14 protein-coding genes are annotated in these 17597 nt (G+C 67.6%); 10 read left to right on the forward strand and 4 right to left on the reverse strand.

Annotation, left to right across the window (positions count from 1 at the left end; translation table 11 throughout):
- The first annotated feature begins 25 nt into the window (after positions 1-25).
- Both pncB and ACUTAG_RS22445 read left to right on the forward strand, forming a co-directional pair.
- Positions 26-1201: a nicotinate phosphoribosyltransferase gene (gene pncB, locus ACUTAG_RS22440; protein ID WP_006389265.1), complete on the forward strand. Its 1176-nt coding sequence runs from the start codon at positions 26-28 to the stop codon at positions 1199-1201.
- 70 nt (positions 1202-1271) lie between these two features.
- On the forward strand, positions 1272-1625 hold the full coding sequence (locus ACUTAG_RS22445; protein WP_006389266.1) for a RidA family protein: 354 nt from the start codon (positions 1272-1274) through the stop codon (positions 1623-1625).
- Between the two features lie 165 nt (positions 1626-1790).
- On the opposite strand, the gene ACUTAG_RS22450 is transcribed toward ACUTAG_RS22445, so the two are convergent.
- Positions 1791-2300, reverse strand: coding sequence for a flavodoxin family protein (locus ACUTAG_RS22450; protein ID WP_026382584.1), 510 nt, complete (start codon positions 2298-2300; stop codon positions 1791-1793).
- Positions 2297-3130, reverse strand: a complete 834-nt coding sequence (locus tag ACUTAG_RS22455; RefSeq protein WP_026382583.1) for a M90 family metallopeptidase — start codon at positions 3128-3130, stop codon at positions 2297-2299. The genes ACUTAG_RS22450 and ACUTAG_RS22455 overlap by 4 nt, the downstream gene beginning before the upstream one ends.
- 108 nt (positions 3131-3238) lie before the next feature.
- Between ACUTAG_RS22455 and ACUTAG_RS22460 the strand changes: the two genes are divergently transcribed.
- On the forward strand, positions 3239-5530 hold the full coding sequence (locus ACUTAG_RS22460) for a RelA/SpoT family protein (RefSeq protein WP_148316421.1): 2292 nt from the start codon (positions 3239-3241) through the stop codon (positions 5528-5530).
- A 120-nt stretch (positions 5531-5650) separates the two neighbouring features.
- Here the strand turns inward: ACUTAG_RS22460 and ACUTAG_RS22465 are convergent, their stop codons facing one another.
- Positions 5651-6964, reverse strand: a complete 1314-nt coding sequence (locus ACUTAG_RS22465) for an MFS transporter (RefSeq protein WP_006389268.1) — start codon at positions 6962-6964, stop codon at positions 5651-5653.
- Positions 6965-7098: 134 nt separating this feature from the next.
- Here ACUTAG_RS22465 and argE point away from each other — a divergent pair, with 134 nt between their 5' ends.
- The 5 genes from argE to ACUTAG_RS22490 all read left to right on the forward strand — a co-directional run bounded on the left by argE (position 7099) and on the right by ACUTAG_RS22490 (position 12181).
- Complete coding sequence (gene argE / locus ACUTAG_RS22470) at positions 7099-8250, forward strand: acetylornithine deacetylase (RefSeq protein WP_006389269.1); 1152 nt, start codon at positions 7099-7101, stop codon at positions 8248-8250.
- 151 nt (positions 8251-8401) lie between these two features.
- Positions 8402-9601, forward strand: a complete 1200-nt coding sequence (gene trpB / locus ACUTAG_RS22475; RefSeq protein WP_024068098.1) for a tryptophan synthase subunit beta — start codon at positions 8402-8404, stop codon at positions 9599-9601.
- A 1-nt stretch (position 9602) separates the two neighbouring features.
- Positions 9603-10469 carry a tryptophan synthase subunit alpha gene (trpA, locus tag ACUTAG_RS22480; protein WP_446650349.1) on the forward strand — a complete coding sequence of 289 codons (867 nt, stop codon included), beginning with the start codon at positions 9603-9605 and terminating at the stop codon, positions 10467-10469.
- A gap of 37 nt (positions 10470-10506) precedes the next feature.
- Positions 10507-11385 (forward strand): acetyl-CoA carboxylase, carboxyltransferase subunit beta, encoded by an 879-nt coding sequence (gene accD / locus ACUTAG_RS22485; protein WP_006389272.1) that lies wholly within the window; start codon positions 10507-10509, stop codon positions 11383-11385.
- A gap of 247 nt (positions 11386-11632) precedes the next feature.
- Positions 11633-12181, forward strand: a complete 549-nt coding sequence (locus ACUTAG_RS22490; RefSeq protein ID WP_006389273.1) for an acyloxyacyl hydrolase — start codon at positions 11633-11635, stop codon at positions 12179-12181.
- A gap of 149 nt (positions 12182-12330) precedes the next feature.
- On the opposite strand, the gene ACUTAG_RS22495 is transcribed toward ACUTAG_RS22490, so the two are convergent.
- On the reverse strand, positions 12331-15405 hold the full coding sequence (locus ACUTAG_RS22495) for an Rne/Rng family ribonuclease (protein WP_148316423.1): 3075 nt from the start codon (positions 15403-15405) through the stop codon (positions 12331-12333).
- Between the two features lie 508 nt (positions 15406-15913).
- Here ACUTAG_RS22495 and ACUTAG_RS22500 point away from each other — a divergent pair.
- Complete coding sequence (locus tag ACUTAG_RS22500; protein WP_006389276.1) at positions 15914-16879, forward strand: RluA family pseudouridine synthase; 966 nt, start codon at positions 15914-15916, stop codon at positions 16877-16879.
- Position 16880: 1 nt separating this feature from the next.
- Positions 16881-17546 carry an HAD family hydrolase gene (locus tag ACUTAG_RS22505; protein WP_148316425.1) on the forward strand — a complete coding sequence of 222 codons (666 nt, stop codon included), beginning with the start codon at positions 16881-16883 and terminating at the stop codon, positions 17544-17546.
- The last annotated feature ends 51 nt before the right edge of the window (positions 17547-17597 follow it).

Genomic DNA, 17597 nt, shown 5'->3' on the forward strand with positions numbered 1-17597 from the left:
GTGTCGCGAAACGATACGCGCAATCATGATAATCACCTCGCTGCTCGACACCGACCTGTATAAATTCAGCATGATGCAGGTGGTGCTGCATCAGTTTCCCGCTGCCCAGGTCGAGTACCGTTACAAATGCCGGACTCCGGGGGTCAACCTGCGCCCCTACCTGGACGAAATTCGCGAAGAAGTGCACCAGCTGTGCCAGTTGCGCTTCACCGAGGACGAACTTAAATATCTGGGTGGCTTGCGTTTCATCAAAAGCGACTTCGTCGATTTCCTCGAATTGTTCCACCTGCCCGAGCGCTGCATCAGCATCGAAGAGGGCGAGGGGCCGGGCGAGATCAGCATCGAGGTCAAGGGCCCCTGGCTGCACACCATCCTGTTCGAGATCCCGGTGCTGGCCATCGTCAACGAGGTCTACTTCCGCAACACGCGCAAGAACCCGGACTGGGCCGAGGGCCGCAAGCGCCTGCAGTCCAAGATGCACCTGGTGCTGGACGACCCGGCGCTGGCCGATTTCCGCGTGGCCGAATACGGCACCCGCCGCCGCTTTTCCAAGGTCTGGCATGAAGAGATCGTGTCGACCATGAAGGCCCAGATGGGACCGCACTTCGCCGGCACCAGCAACGTGCTGCTGGCCAAGCAGCACGAAGTCCTGCCGCTGGGCACCATGGGCCACGAATACCTGCAGGCCTGCCAGGCGCTCGGTCCGCGGCTGCGTGATTCGCAGGTGTTCGCGCTGGAAGTGTGGGCCAAGGAATACCGCGGCGACCTGGGCATCGCGCTGTCGGACGTCTATGGCATGGATGCCTTCCTGCGCGACTTCGACATGTATTTCTGCAAGCTGTTCGACGGCGCGCGGCACGATTCGGGCGATCCCTTCGTCTGGGGCGAACGCTTGCTCGAGCACTACCGCAAGAACCGCGTCGACCCGCGCGCCAAGACCCTGGTGTTCTCGGATTCGCTGACCTTCCCGCGCGCCATCGAGCTGGCGCGCCAGTTCGCCGGCCGCTGCAAGGTGTCATTCGGCATCGGCACCAACCTGACCAACGACCTCGGCCACGAACCGCTGCAGATCGTCATGAAGATGGTGCGTTGCAATGGCCAGCCGGTGGCCAAGGTGTCCGACGCGCCCGAGAAGACCATGTGCGACGATCCGGCCTACCTGGCCTATCTGCGCCAGGTGTTCCAGCTGCCGCCCGCCTGAAACCCGGTCAGGGTAAAGTTCGCCATTCTTCGCATTGTTCAACCCGCAACTCGTCATTAGGGGAATATTCATGAGCAGCATCAAGCGCTTCCACGTCGCCAAGCGCCTGTCGGACATGGCCGTGTACAACGGCGTCGCATACCTGGCGGGCCAGGTGCCGGACGATTCCACGCTGGACATCACCGGCCAGACCGAGCAAGTGCTCGCCACCATCGACCGCCTGCTGGCCGAAGCCGGCACGGACAAGACCAAGATCCTGATGGCCCAGATCTACGTGGCCAACATGAAGGAATTCGACGGCATGAACAAGGCCTGGGACGCCTGGGTCGCCGACGGCAACTCGCCCCCGCGCGCCACCGTCGAGGCCCGCCTGGCCAATCCCGACTTCAAGGTCGAGATCGTCGTCACCGCCGCCGTCGCCTGATCGGCGCGTCCGCGCGATGAAAAGCCCTCCGGCAGGCCGGAGGGCTTTTTTTGTTTGCGCAGGCCGTCGCGTGGCGTCACGGCGCCGTGACCGCCGGGAAGAATTGCCGACTCTGGAGACGCGCGCCGGGTCGGCCGGCCCGCGCTGACCGGCGGCTGGCCCGCGTCAACCCGCCGTCAGCAGCAGCCCAGCGAGCAGGCCGCCGGCTTGCTCGCAGCGCGCCAGCTCGGCCGGGGCCACGGTCTTGGGGGCGGCGATCTGTTCCGGCGTCTGGGCGCCCAGGTTGACGATCAGGGCCGGCGCCACGGCCCGCAGCCGCCAGCCGGTGCAGATGCGCTCCACCTGGCGCGCCGCGCCGGCGCCGTCGCTGCCGGCGCTGACCAGGCAGGCGTAGGGCCGGCCGGATATGCGATCGAGCACGCCGTAGTAGCAGCGGTCGAAGAACTCCTTCATTTCGCCACTCAGGCTGGCCAGGTTTTCCGGCGCGCAGAACAGGAAGCCGTCGCTGGCCAGCACCTCGTCGACGCCGGCGTCCGCGGCGCGGCGCAGCGTCACCGCCAGGTCGTCCGGCTGTTCCAGCTGCGCCGCCGCCGCGGCCGCGCCGCGGGCGGCGGCCTCGGCCATCTGGCGGGCCGCGCCGGTGCGGGAATGCCACACGATCAGCAGCCGTTTCATGGGTAGCGCGCCAGGGTGTCCTGGCGGTAGTAGGCCCGCAGCAGGCCGAACCATTCGGGCAGGGCCTCGGCCATGGGGTGGGGATCGACGAAGAAGTGCTCGGAACTGACGGCGAAGAACTCGGCCTCGTCGGTGGCGGCGTAGGGATCCAGCGGCAACTGGCCGTACCAGGCGTCGGCCTCGGCGCTTTCCGGGTCCACGTCATGCGGAATCGCGGCCTCCACCGCGTCCACCGCGGCGATGAAGCGGTCCAGGCTGTCGTCCAGGACGCGGCGCCAGTCGCGCGGCTTGATATCGCCGTGCGCCGCCAGCGACGGCATGCCGTCGGCAAAGCCCGCTTGCAGGTCGAGCTTGTGCGCGAACTCGTGGATCACCACGTTGAAGCCGCCCTCGGACAGTTGCGTGTCCTCCCAGGACAGCACCAGCGGGCCGCCTTCCCACGCCTCGCCGGCGGCGTCCTCCAGGTATTCGTGCATCACGCCGTCCTCGTCCATCTGCTTGCGCGGGATGCGAAAGCCCGCGGGGTACACGATGATTTCGTCCCAGCCTTCGTACAGCGTGGGCGTCAGGTTCAGGATAGGCAGGCTGGCCTGGGCGGCGATCGACAGCCGCATGAAGTCGGTGATCTCCAGGCCGCGGGCGCCATTGATGGTCTTGCTGGCCAGCAGCCAGGCCGAGCGCGCCAGCAACTGCGCGGATTCGTCGGCGTCCAGCGCCGCCAGGAAGGGGTGGGCCTGCAGCACCTGCCGCCAGAGGTCGGGCGCGATCCGGGCCTGCATCTGCGCCACCTCGGCGGCGCGCGCACCCCGGCCCTTGAGCCAGCGCAACATAAGCTTGGGTTCCTTGAATATGTGCCCGGCGTTGGCCGGGGTTTTCAGCATTGATTCCTAGTGTAGAGTGTCGGAATCTTCGTTTACCGTAACCGCAATACGCCCGCGATGTCCGCCCCGCCCGTTCCTGATGCGCCTTCGCCTTTCGACGCTTCCTGGCGACAGGAGGCGGGGGCGGGCCTCGACGCCGACGGCCTTGCGCTTATCGACCAGGCGGTGGCCTGGTCGGTTCCCCGTTTCGAGGGTCAGCAGGCCCTGACTGGCGAACCGCTGGCCTCGCACGGCGCCGGCGTGGTGCGGATCCTGGCCGGCCTGCACACCGACGCCGCCACGCGCGCCGCGGCCCTGCTGGCCGCCTTGCCGACCGACCTGACCGCGCCGGCTCCCGCGCTGCGCAACGACCCTGTCGCCACCGCCTTCGGCGCCGAGGTCGCCCGCCTGGTGCAGGGCACCCGGGCCCTGTTGCGGCTGGGCGTGGTCGCGCGCCAGGCCAGCGACGCCGAAGCGGAAACCGGCTCGCAGAAGGAAATGCAGCGCAAGATGCTGCTGGCCATGGCGGCCGATCTGCGCATCGTGCTGATGCGCCTGGCCTCGCGCCTGCGCACCCTGCGCTGGCACGCCGAAAGCAAGACGCCCTGTTCGACCGCCTTCGCCCGCGAAACCCTGGACCTGTACGCGCCGCTGGCCAACCGCCTGGGCATCTGGCAGATCAAGTGGGAAATGGAAGACCTGGCGTTTCGCTTCCTGGAGCCCGACCGCTACAAGCAGATCGCCCGCCTGCTCGAGGAAAAGCGGGTCGAGCGCGAAGCCTTCATCGCCGGCGCCATCGAACGCCTGCAGACGGCGCTGGCCAAACATGGCATCGAAGCCGAGGTCAGCGGCCGGCCCAAGCACATCTACAGCATCTGGAACAAGATGCGGGTCAAGCGCCTGGATTTCTCGCAGATGTACGACCTGCGCGCGCTGCGCATCATCGTCGACGACGTGCGCGCCTGTTACATGGCGCTGGGCATGGTGCACGAGATGTGGACGCCGCTGTCCGACGAATTCGACGACTACATCTCGCGGCCCAAGCCGAACGGCTACCGTTCGCTGCACACAGTGGTGGCGGACGACGACGGCCGTCCGTTCGAGGTGCAGATCCGCACCCGCGAGATGCACCAGTTCGCCGAGTACGGCATGGCCGCGCACTGGCGCTACAAGGAAGCCGGCGCCAAGGGCGGGCAGGTGGCGGCCTCCAGCGAGTACGACCGGCAACTGGCCTGGATGCGCCAACTGCTGGCCTGGAACACGGACGTCGAGGCGGGCGATGGCGCCGCGGCCGACAAGTCCGATGCGGCCAAGCCCGCCGCCGCCAAGTCCGGCCCGGGCAAGAGCCGCCACGCCGCCGTCACGGCGGCTCCCACGGACGAGCGCATCTACGTGCTGACGCCGCAGGCGCGGGTGATCGAGTTGCCGGCCGGCGCCACGCCGGTCGACTTCGCCTATCACCTGCATACCGACCTGGGCCACCGCTGCCGCGGCGCGCGGGTCGACGGCCAGATGGTGCCGCTGCAGACACGCCTGGCCACCGGCCAGACGGTCGAGATCATCTCGGCCAAGTCCGGCGGCCCGTCGCGCGACTGGCTCAATCCACAGCTCGGGTTCCTGGCCAGCCCGCGCGCCCGCGCCAAGGTGCGCATGTGGTTCAACGCCATCGAACTGCAGCAGCGCATCACGCAAGGCCAGGCGCTGGTCGAAAAGGAACTGCAACGGCTGGGCAAGACCGCGGTCAATCTCGAACAACTGGCGCAGAACCTCGGGTTCGCCCGCGCCGACGACCTGTACGTGGCCGCCGCCAAGGAAGAATTCAGCCTGCGCCAGATCGACGCCGTGTTCCAGCAGCCGGCGCCCGCCGCCGAGCCGCAGCCGGCCGCCCTGCGCCACGCCAGCGCCGGCAGCGCCGAGAAAAGCGGCAAGAGCGGGGTGCTGGTGGTGGGCGTGGGCTCGCTGCTGACGCAGCTGGCGCGCTGCTGCCGCCCGGCGCCGCCCGACGCCATCGCCGGTTTCGTGACGCGCGGGCGCGGGGTGTCGATCCACCGCAGCGACTGCCACAGCTATCTGGCGCTGGCCGCGCGCGAGCCCGAGCGCGTGATCGAGGTGGCCTGGGGCGAGACCCCTGCGGACACGTTCTATCCGGTCGACATCAGCGTGCGCGCGCACGACCGCTCCGGCCTGCTGCGCGACCTGTCCGAAGTGTTCGCGCGGCTGCGCCTGAACGTGGTGGGCGTGAACACCCAGAGCCGGCAGTCGCTGGCCCATATGGTGTTCACGGTGGAAGTGCGCGGCGGCGAATCGCTGGCGCGCGCGCTGGATGCCCTGGCGGAAGTGCCGGGCGTGTCGTCGGCGGTGCGCCGCTAGCCTGCGACGCAAGACGGGCCGCCCCGGGGACGGGCGGCTCGGAAGAGGGCGCCCATGCAAGGCCGTTGCCAGGGGCGCCCCGTAATGGACCATCGCCCGGGCCATCGCGGCCCGGGAATATCAGTGATCCAGGTTCTCGTGGGCGCGTTCGCGCATGAAGAACGACGCCACCAGCCCCAGCGCCACGCCGAACATTACGTAGTAGGCCGGCGCCATGGGAGAACCCGTGGTCTTGATCAGCCAGGTCACGATGAACTGGGCAAAACCGCCAAAGATCATCACCGCCACGTTATAGGCCAGCGACAGGCCCACCGAGCGTACCCGCGCCGGGAACAGTTCCGCCATGACGGTGCTGAACACGCCGAAGAAAGCCGACACGAAGAAGCACACCACGATCTGCACGGTCAGCAGCCGGCCGATCGACGGCGCGTCCGACAGCCAGTAGTACAGCGGATACAGGACCACCAGGTAGCCGATCAGCGAGCCGATCACGATGGGGCGGCGGCCGGCGCGGTCGGACCAGGCGCCCATGAACGGCGTCAGCAGCACCATCAGCGCGGCGCCCGCCATCTGCACCAGGAAGGTCTGGTTCAGCGGCAGCTTGAGGATCTGGGTCGAGTAGGTCACCAGGTACGTGAAGGTGATGTAGATCGACACCGTCGCCGTCACCACCAGGCCCACGCCGATCAGCGTCTCGCGGGTGTGCGTGCGGACCATCTCGCCCAGGCTCAGGCGCTGTACTTCGCCGCGCGCGGCGGCCTGGCGCTCGTCTTCCTTCATCTGCTTGAAGGCGTCGGTTTCGTCGATGTTGCGGCGGATATAGATGGCGATCGGCACAATCACCAGGCCGAAGGCGAACGGCAGGCGCCAGGCCCAGGCCGCGATCTGCTCCTGCGTGAAGAATTCGGTGATCAGCGTGCCGCAGGCCGCGCCGATCAGCAGCGCCAGCATCTGCCCGGCCATCTGCCACGAACCGTAGAAGCCGCGCTTGCCATTGGGCGCCATCTCGATCAGCAGGGCGGTCGAGGTGCCGAACTCGCCGCCGGCCGAGAAGCCCTGCAGCAGCCGCGCGATCAGGATGAAGATGGGGGCCAGGATGCCGGCCGCGTGATAGGTGGGCGCCACGGTGATCAGGGCGATGGACACCGCCATCAGCGAGGTCACCAGCACCATGGCCGCCTTGCGGCCCTTCTTGTCGCCATACAGCCCCAGGATGATGCCGCCCACCGGCCGCATGAAGAAGCCGACGCCGAAGATCGCCGTGGTCATCAGGATGGCGTTCAGTTCGCTGCCGGGAACGCTGGGATCGGTCGGAAAGAACAGCTTCGAGATGATCGGCGTCATGAACGCGAACACCAGGAAGTCATACCATTCGAGGGCGTTGCCGATGACTGCCGCCACGATGTTGCGCGTGGGAACTGCTTTGTGCTGCACGGTTTCTCCTTGGGGGCTTGTGCTGTTTCAAGGCCGTCATTCTAGGCCCAGGCGCGGCCCGGGTCCGTTCCCGGACGCGCGACGCGGACGCGTCCTGGCTTTACACTCTCCCTTTTCCCCAAGAGAGTTGCTACATGAACGCGCGCACCTGGCTGGAGACGCTGGTCGGTTTCGACACCACCAGCCGCAATTCCAATCTTGCCCTCATCGAAACCGTCCGTGACTGGCTCAAGGGCCAGGGCGTCGATGCGTGGCTGGCGCACAACCCCGAGCGCACCAAGGCCAACCTCTTCGCCACCCTGCCGGCCCAGGACGGCAACCAGCAGGGCGGCATCGTCCTGTCGGGCCACACCGACGTGGTGCCGGTGGACGGCCAGGACTGGAGCACGGACCCGTTCAAGCTGGTCGAGAAAGACGGCCTCCTGTACGGCCGCGGCAGCTGCGACATGAAGGGTTTCATTGCCGGCTCGCTGGCGCTGGTGCCGGAATTCCTGGCCATGCCGCGCAAGAAGCCGATCCACCTGGCGTTCTCGTACGACGAAGAGGTCGGCTGCGCCGGCGCGCCGTACATGCTGGCCGACCTGCACGAGCGCGGCATTCGTCCCGAAGGCTGCGTGGTGGGCGAACCCACCGGCATGCAGGTGGTGGTGGCGCACAAGGGCATCAACCTGTTCCGCTGCAAGGTGCACGGCAAGGCGGCGCACTCGTCGCTGACGCCGCGCGGCTGCAACGCCATCGAATACGCCGCCCGCCTGATCTGTCGCATCCGCGACCTGGCCGACAGCTTCAAGGCCAACGGCCCGTACGACCAGTTCTACGATGTGCCGTTCTCGACCATGACCACCAACCAGATCCGGGGCGGCATCGCGGTCAACACCATTCCCGAACTGTGCGAATTCACCTACGAATTCCGCAACCTGCCGGGCATGCAACCCGACCAGATCCAGGCCGAAGTCGAAAAATACGTGCGTGATGAGCTCCTGCCGCGCATGAAGGCCGAATTCGACGGCGCCAGCATCGAGATCGAGACCGGCGCCGCCGCGCCGGCCCTGGAAGCTTCCGAGGAAGCCGCCATCACCCAGCTGGTGCGCGCCCTGACCGAAGACCGCGCCACCCGCAAGGTGGCCTACGGCACCGAGGCCGGCCTGTTCCAGGGCATCGGCATCCCCACCGTGGTCTGCGGCCCCGGCCACATCGAGCAGGCGCACAAGCCCGACGAGTTCGTCGCGCTCGACCAGCTCGCCGCCTGCGAGACCTTCCTGCGCCGCATGGGGCAATCGCTCTGAAGCGCCTGGCCGGGCAGGCCCGGCCCCGGGACGCCCGGTGAGGGGGCAGGGGGCGCGGCCCCCGCCCGCGACCGGCGTCAGGTAAAATGACGGGTTGCAAACCGGATTCACGGGCCGCAGAGGCTGGCCGTGATGCCGGGGGAGATGCTTGGTGAAACCTTACGATTTTCCGGATGCCCAGGGCCATTTCGGCCCTTATGGCGGTGTTTTCGTGGCGGAAACGCTGATGCACGCGCTCGACGAGCTGCGTGCCGCCTATGACCGTTACCGTGTCGATCCCGCCTTCCTGGAAGAGTTCAACTACGAGCTCAAGCATTTCGTCGGCCGTCCCAGCCCCGTCTATCACGCCCGCCGCTGGTCCGAACAACTGGGCGGCGCCCAGATCTGGTTCAAGCGCGAAGACCTCAACCACACCGGCGCGCACAAGGTCAACAACTGCATCGGCCAGGCCCTGCTGGCCAAGCGCATGGGCAAGCCGCGCGTCATCGCCGAGACCGGCGCCGGCCAGCACGGCGTCGCCACGGCCACGGTGGCCGCCCGCTACGGCATGGAATGCGTGGTCTACATGGGCAGCGAAGACGTGCGCCGCCAGGCCTCCAACGTCTACCGCATGAAGCTGCTGGGGGCCACGGTGGTGCCCGTCACGTCCGGTTCGCGCACCCTGAAGGACGCGCTCAACGAAGCCATGCGCGACTGGGTCACCAACATCGAGAACACCTTCTACATCATCGGCACGGTGGCGGGCCCCGATCCCTATCCCCGCATGGTGCGCGATTTCCAGACCGTCATCGGCAATGAATGCCTGACGCAGATGCCCGAGGCCATCGGCCGCCAGCCCGACTACGTCGTGGCCGCGGTCGGCGGCGGCTCCAACGCCATGGGCATCTTCCACCCCTACATTCCCTACGAAAACGTGCGCCTGATCGGCGTCGAGGCCGCCGGCGAAGGCATGGACAGCGGCAAGCATGCCGCGTCGCTGGCCGCCGGTCAGGTCGGCGTGCTGCACGGCAACCGCACCTACGTCATGCAGGACGCCGACGGCCAGGTCCAGGAAACCCATTCGGTCTCGGCCGGGCTGGACTACCCCGGCGTCGGCCCCGAGCACGCCTGGCTCAAGGACTCCGGCCGCGCCGAGTACGCCGGCATCACCGACGACGAAGCCCTCAAGGCCTTCCACGATTGCTGCCGCATCGAAGGCATCATGCCGGCGCTGGAGTCGTCCCACGCCATCGCCCAGGCCGTGAAGATGGCCCCCACGCTGCCGCGCGACGCCGTCATCCTGGTCAATCTGTCGGGCCGTGGCGACAAGGACATGCATACCGTCGCCGAACGTGCCGGTATCGAGCTCTAACATGACGACTTCCCGCTCCGATCGTATTGCCGCCGCCTTCGCGCGCACCGCCGAATCCGGCCGCGCCGCGGCGCTCATTCCCTACATCGCCGCCGGTGATCCGTCGCCCGCCACCACCGTCCCGCTGATGCACGCCTTGGTCGAGGCCGGCGCCGACGTCATCGAACTGGGCGTGCCGTTCTCCGATCCCATGGCCGACGGCCCGGTGATCCAGCGCGCCGCCGAGCGCGCCATCGCCCAGGGCATGGGCCTGGGCCGCGTGCTCGACCTGGTGGCCGAGTTCCGCCAGCGCGACACGGCCACCCCGGTCGTGCTGATGGGCTACGCCAACCCGATCGAACGCATGGGCCAGGCCGAATTCGCCCGCCGTGCCGAAGCCGCCGGCGTGGATGGCGTCCTGGTGGTCGACTACCCGCCCGAAGAAGTCGTCGAGTTCGCCGGCACCCTCGGGCGCCACGGCATCGCCCCGATCTTCCTGCTGGCGCCCACCTCCACCGAGGAACGCATCCAGGCCGTGGCCAGGGTGGCCCGCGGCTACGTCTACTATGTCTCGCTCAAGGGCGTGACGGGCGCCGGCTCGCTCAACACCGACGACGTGGCCGAACGCGTGGCGGTGATCCGCCGCCACGTGCGCGATATCCCGGTCGGTGTGGGCTTCGGCATCCGCGATGCCGACAGCGCGCAGCGCGTGGCGCGCGTGGCCGACGCGGTCGTCATCGGCAGCAAACTGATTGAAACCATGGAGCAGGCGGTGGCGAACGTCCCCGCGGCCCAGCAAACCGACGCCGCAGTCGCCGCCGCCAGCGGCTGGCTGCGCACCATCCGGCAGGCGCTGGATCAAGTGAAACGACCGAGCGTGTTGGCCTGAACGGCCCGGCGCGACCTCCTTACGGGATGAACAAACAATGAGCTGGATCGAAAAACTCCTGCCGCCTCGCATCAACAAAACCAGCGACAGCGGCGCCCGCCGCGTGCCCGAAGGCCTGTGGGTGAAATGCCCGTCGTGTGAAACGGTGCTGTACAGCGAAGACCTGGCGGCCAACCTGCACGTCTGCCCCAAGTGCGATCATCACATGCGCATCGGCGCCCGCGCCCGTATCGATTCGCTGCTCGACCTCGAAGGCCGGGTCGAGATCGGCCAGTCGACGCGGTCGGTGGACACGCTGAAATTCAAGGACACGCGCAAGTACCCCGAGCGCCTGGCCGAAGCCGTCAAGCAGACCGGTGAAACCGACGCGCTGGTGGTGGTCAGCGGCTCCATCCGCGGCGTGCCGGCGACGCTGGCGTGCTTCGAGTTCGAGTTCATGGGTGGCTCCATGGGTTCGGTGGTCGGCGAGCGCTTCGCGCGTGGCGCCCAGGCTGCCCTGGACAACAAGACGCCCTTCATCTGTGTCGCCGCTTCCGGTGGCGCGCGCATGCAGGAAAGCCTGCTGTCGCTGATGCAGATGGCCAAGACCAACGCCATGCTCACGCGCCTGTCGGCCGCGGGCCTGCCGTTCATCAGCGTGCTGACCGACCCCACCATGGGCGGCGTGTCCGCCAGCTTCGCCTTCATGGGCGACGTGGTCATCGCCGAACCTAAAGCCCTGATCGGCTTCGCCGGCCCGCGCGTGATCGAGCAGACCGTGCGCGAGAAGCTGCCGGAAGGCTTCCAGCGCGCCGAGTTTCTGCTGCAGAAGGGCGCCATCGACATGGTGGTCGACCGCCGCCAGTTGCGCGAGGAAATCGCGCGCCTGCTCGCGCTGCTGACCAACCAGCCGGCCGACGTCGTCACGGCTGCCTGATCCTTCTGCCCGCACCCAGACGCCGCCGCCACGACCGTGCCGGCGGCGTTTTTCATCCACATGCGAGCCGATCCGGAAATGGAATTTTTCGTTCTCCGGGCGGAACAGTGTTTTCCATGATTTGTGTTGCCAGATTGCGACACAGGGCAAGCCTTCTGGTCTGGTTTTTGCTATGTTGCGTAGTGATGAAAAATCTCGTGAATCATGCCGGGATTTTTGCCCCAACAAAAATACGGAGTTGCTCCCAATGCAGTCGACGAAGAAGAAAATGCTGGTCCGCCTCATCGGTTTGGCCCTGGCTGGCGCCGCTACCATCGCCAGCGCGCAGTCGTCCGAAGGTACCCAGGGCGGGGTAAGCCTGCACTACGGCGTGGGAGACCACTACCAGCGCTTCACGCTGAACTACGAAACCCCGTCGGTCTGGACCCACCAGTTCGGCGGCAATTGGGGGCGTCTGGATCTCACGCCTGAACTGGGCGTGTCGTATTGGTGGGCCGATGGCGACCGTTCGCCCAGCAGCGTGTGGCAGCTGAACGCCATCCCGATGTTCCGCTGGTGGACTGGCGAGCGCTTCTACCTCGAAGCCGGTATCGGTGCCACCGTGTTCTCGCGCACCCGCTTCGCCAACGAGAACATCAGCACCGCCTTCCAGTTCGGCGACCACGTCGGCCTGGGCTTCCTGCTGACGCCGAACAACCGCATCGGCCTGCGCTATTCGCACTTTTCCAACGCCAGCATCAAGCGCCCGAACCCGGGCCTGGATACGGTGCAGCTGACCTACACGTACCAGTTCTGATCGCTGCGCGATCCGGCCTGATGAAAAGCCCTCGGTAACGAGGGTTTTTTTTTCGGCCTCGCCAGGCCGTGCCAGACGCTTGCGCGGCAAGCGACAGGCAATAAAAAAAGCCCCCATCATTCGATGGGGGCTTTTGCTTGCGGCTTGCCTCAGTGGCGGGTTTCGACCTGAACCAGGGGTTCGTTCGAGACCGGCGCCACCGGCTTGCGCTCGCGGCCCAGGCGGACCGGCGTGTGCGCCGCGGCGATGCGCAGTTGCGTCTGCGCGTGGCGTTCGGGATCGGTCTCCACCCACTGCAGGCCGGCGGCGTTGACCACTTCATGCAGGGTCTGGGCCTTGGCCGAGGGAGCCGTCGCCGGCACCACGATGGGCTGGGCGCTGGTGGGCGCGGCCTGCGCCGGCGCGGCGGCCGGGGCGGGCGTGACCACCGGGGCCGCAGCGGCTTCGGGTTCGGCCGGGGCGGCGGGCGCCGTCGTCACGACGGGTTCGACCACCGGTTCCACCACAGCGGCTTGCACCGGCGTCGCGACGGGCGCGGCCGGCTCGGAAACCTGGCTGGCGGGGTCGACGGCCACCGGAGCGGTCGCCTCGGGCGCGGCAGTCTGGGTGGGCTGCGCGGCCTGCGGCTCGATCGTGGCGGCGGGCGCCTGTTCGGCCTGGACCGGCGCCGGCGCGGCTTCAGCCTGGACGGCTTCGGCTTGTTGCGCGGGAGCCTGAACCGGCGTCGCGGGGACGTCGGCCGCAGGGGCTGCCGCTGCCACCGGGGCGGCTGCTGCCGGCGCGGAGGCGGTCAGGTTCTCGGCCTGTTCGCCGGCGTCGTCTTCGGCGCCGTCTTCCAGCTGCTCGTCGCTGCCAGCCACGCCGGCCTCGTCCGCGCTGCGGCGGCCACGACGGCTGCGGCGGCGGCGACGCTTGCGTTCCGGATCGGCGCCGGCTTCGGCGCCTTCGGTGGCGGGCACGCCCTCGGCGGCCAGTTCGACGGCTTCCGCCGGTTCGGCCTGGGCATCGGCAGGCTGCTTGGCTTCAGGCAGGGCGGTCGCGACCGACTGGGCCAGCGCGGCGACCATGCTTTCCTGTTCGCTCATCGGCGTATCGGCCTGGCCTTCCTCGCGGCGATTGCGGCCACGGCCACGGCGGCGGTTGCGGCCGGCGCCGGCGTCGTCGCCAGCGGCTTCCGGCGCGACATCGGGACGGTTCGAGGCCTGTGCGGCCTGCACTGCCTGGTCGCGTTCGCCACGCTCGTTGCGATTGTTGCGCTCGCCGCGTTCCTGGCGTTCGCCGCGCTCGCCTTCGGGCCGGCGGTTGCCACGGATGTGATGACGGCCGCCTTCGCCGCCCTCGGCGCCTTCCGTGCGCGATTCACCGCGACGGTTGCGATTGCGGTCGGAACCATGGCGTTCGCCGCGGCGTTCCTGGCCGTCATGGGCGCCACGGCCCTTGCCACGTGCCGGCGAGGCGGCGCGCTTGGCGCCGGTCTCTTCCTGGGCAGCGGCGGGCGCGGTCTTGGCGGGCTCGGAATTGCCGGTCAGCCAGCCGAACAGGCGCTTGAGCAGGCCGCCGCCCGATTGCGCCGGGGCGGCCGCGGGAGCGGGCGCCGGGGCGGGGGTCGACACGGGCGCCGGCTGCGAGGGCGTGATGCCCTTGACCAGCGCTTCGGGGCGGGCCTTGATCTCGCTTTCGCGCGGCTGCCACGGAGCGTCCGTGGCCGGCGCCTCGACCAGTTCGAAGCTGGTCTTCACTTCTTCCAGGCGCGGATCGTCGTGGCGCAGGCGCTCGATGTGGTGATGCGGCGTTTCCAGGTGCTTGTTGGGGATCAGCACCAGGTTGACCTTCAGGCGGGCTTCCATCTTGGTGATGTCGGCGCGCTTTTCGTTCAGCAGGTAGGTCGCCACGTCGACCGGCACCTGGGCGTGGACCGCCGCGGTGTTTTCCTTCATGGCTTCTTCCTGCAGCAGGCGCAGGACGTGCAGGGCGCTGGATTCGGCGTCGCGGATCACGCCGGTGCCGTTGCAGCGCGGGCAGGTGATGTGCGAGCCTTCGTTCAGGGCCGGACGCAGGCGCTGGCGCGACAGTTCCATCAGGCCGAAGCGCGAGATCTTGCCCATCTGGACGCGGGCGCGGTCGAAATGGAGGGCGTCACGCAGGCGCTGTTCGACGGCGCGCTGGTTCTTGCTGTCTTCCATGTCGATGAAGTCGATGACGATCAGGCCGCCCAGGTCGCGCAAGCGCAGCTGGCGGGCCACTTCGTCGGCGGCTTCCGAGTTGGTCCGCAGGGCGGTTTCCTCGATGTCGGCGCCGCGGGTCGAGCGGGCCGAGTTGACGTCCACGGACACCAGCGCTTCGGTGTGGTCGATGACGATGGCGCCGCCCGAGGGCAGCTGCACCGTGCGCGAGTAGGCCGTTTCGATCTGGTGTTCGATCTGGAAGCGCGAGAACAGCGGGATGTCGTCGCGGTAGCGCTTCACGCGCTGGACGTTGTCCGGCATCACCACGCTCATGAACGCGGTGGCCTGGTCGGCGATCTCGTCCGTGTCGATCAGGATCTCGCCGATCTCGGGCGAGAAGTAATCGCGGATGGCGCGGATGACCAGGCTGGATTCCAGGTAGATCAGGATGGGCGCGGAGTTGTCGCGCGCGGCGCCGTCGATGGCGGTCCAGAGCTGCAACAGGTACGACAAGTCCCATTGCAGTTCTTCGACGTTGCGGCCGATGCCGGCGGTGCGGGCGATGATGCTCATGCCCTGGGGCAGCTCGAGCTGCTCCATCGTGTCGCGCAGTTCCTGGCGGTCCTCGCCCTCGACGCGGCGCGAAACGCCACCGCCACGGGGGTTGTTGGGCATCAGGACCAGGTAGCGGCCGGCCAGCGAGATGAACGTGGTCAGGGCGGCGCCCTTGTTGCCGCGCTCTTCCTTTTCGACCTGGACGATCAGTTCCTGGCCTTCGCGCAGGGCGTCCTGGATGCGGGCGGTGCGGACGTCGACGCCTTCCTTGAAGAAGCTGCGGGCCACTTCCTTGAAGGGAAGAAAGCCATGGCGGTCTTCGCCGTAGTTGACGAAGCAAGCTTCAAGGCCGGGTTCGATCCGGGTGATGACACCTTTGTAGATGTTGCCTTTGCGTTGTTCGCGGCCGGCAGTCTCGATGTCGAGGTCGATGAGTTTTTGCCCATCGACGATAGCGACGCGTAATTCTTCCTGGTGCGTCGCATTGAACAGCATGCGCTTCATGAGAGGGTTTCTCCGTTGTCATGACGCGCCGATATCGGCGCGTGACCTCGGGCCACTCGGGCTGCGGCTGAAGCGGGCAAGAAGATGCGGACCGTACCTGGGCGGCGCCCAGGCGTATCCGCCGCGGGTCAGGCGGGCACGTCGTGCCGTGGGGCACGGGGTTCTTTCAGCAGGAGGGTCAGCTTCACTGAATGTGGTTTGACGGAAATGTGCTGTGAACGGCAGTTGCGGCCGGATTGGTTGCCGACGCGCAGCTGGTGCTTTAAATATGCGACGATTCTTGCAGTGCTTCAAGCCGCTTGCGGCAGGCAACGGACCTGCTGGGACAGCGGGCAAAATGAATGCCACACCACTATCCGGCAGGGCGCGGTTGCGCCGGCGACCAAATGACCCAGGGGTTGAATGAGCAGGCAGTACAATGGCGGCCCACGCGCTCGACGGAGTTGCGTACTTGAGTTGCATCTCTACGCCAGCGGCTGATTCAGCCCCTTAAGGCTGTCCCGATTATATGTCGCTTTCCGCAATGCGCAAAGAAACTTCCTCCCCTATGGCCACCCCCTCCGTCCGCATGGTGGAAGTGGGCGCCGAGCATGCCGGCCAGCGCCTGGATAATTACCTGATGCGCCTGTGCAAGGGCGTCCCCAAAACCCACATCTACAAGGCCATCCGCGGCGGCGAGGTCCGGGTAAACAAGGGACGCATCTCGGTGGACTATCGGGTCGCGGAAGGCGATATGGTCCGTATTCCGCCGCTGCGCCTGCCCGACCCTGGCAAGCCCAGGCCGGTGCCGGCGGCAGAATTCCCGGTGGTGTTCGAGGACGACGCGATGCTGGTGGTGGACAAGCCCGCCGGCGTGGCGGTCCATGGCGGCAGCGGCGTGTCCTTTGGCGTCATCGAGCAGCTGCGCGCCGCCCGCCCCGAGGCCAAGTTCCTGGAACTGGTGCACCGGCTCGACCGCGAAACCTCCGGCCTGCTGATGGTCGCCAAGAAGCGCAGCGCGCTGCTGGCCCTGCACGCCATGCTGCGCGAGGGGCGCAGCGACAAGCACTATTACGCGCTGGTCGAGGGCGACTGGGTCAACGACCGCCAGCACATCAAGCTGTCGCTGTCCAAGTGGACCACCCAGTCGGGCGAGCGCCGCGTCAAGGTCGATCCCGACGGCCAGACCGCCCACACCATCATCACGCTCAAGCAGCGCTTCGGCCGCTACAGCCTGGTGGACGCGGAACTGCGCACCGGGCGCACCCACCAGATCCGTGTGCATCTGGCGGCCAGCGGCTTTCCCATCGTGGGCGACGACAAGTACGGCCACGACGAGGTTCGCGCCGAATTCTCGCGCATGGGCTTTGGCCGCATGTTCCTGCATGCCCACCAATTGACCCTGAACCATCCGCTGACGGGTGAGCCGATGACGCTGACGGCCGAACTGCCGCCCGCCTGCCGGAAAATACTGAAACAACTGGAGTCGGTCTGATATGTCGTATTCGCTGGTCGTTTTTGACTGGGACGGAACCCTGATGGATTCCACGCACAGCATCGTGGCCGCCATCCAGGGCGCCTGCCGCGACCTGGAGCTGCCGGTGCCGTCGACCTCCGACGCCAGCTGGGTGATCGGGCTGTCGCTGGAAAGCGCGCTGCGCCGCGCCGTGCCGCAGCTGACGCAGGCGATGCTGCCGCGCTTTCTCGAGCGCTACCGCACCCACTACCTGCTGCGCGATCCTGAATTGCGCCTTTTCGACGGCATTCCCGAGCTGTTGAACGCGCTGGCCGAGCGCGACGTGCGCCTGGCCGTGGCCACCGGCAAGAGCCGCGTGGGCCTGACGCGCGCCCTGGCCGCGACCGGCCTGGGTCCCATGTTCGACGCCACCCGCACGGCTGACGAAACCTTCAGCAAGCCGCATCCGGCCATGCTGCACGAGTTGATGAGCGAGCTGGACGTCGATCCGGCCCGCGTGGTGATGGTGGGCGACACCTCCCACGACATGCAGATGGCCACCAATGCCGGCGTGCACGGCCTGGGCGTGACCTACGGCGCACACACCCTGAAGGAACTCGAGGGTTGTGGCCCGCAAGCGGTGCTGGAGAGCGTGCCGCTGGTGCGCGACTGGCTGCTCAGCCGGACCCTGACGGCCGCTGCCTGACGGCCGCGGGCGTCCCGTCCCGGCGGGAACGCCGGGAGAGCGGGGCGGTCT

The sequence above is a fragment of the Achromobacter sp. CSND-B12 genome, assembly GCF_052906545.1.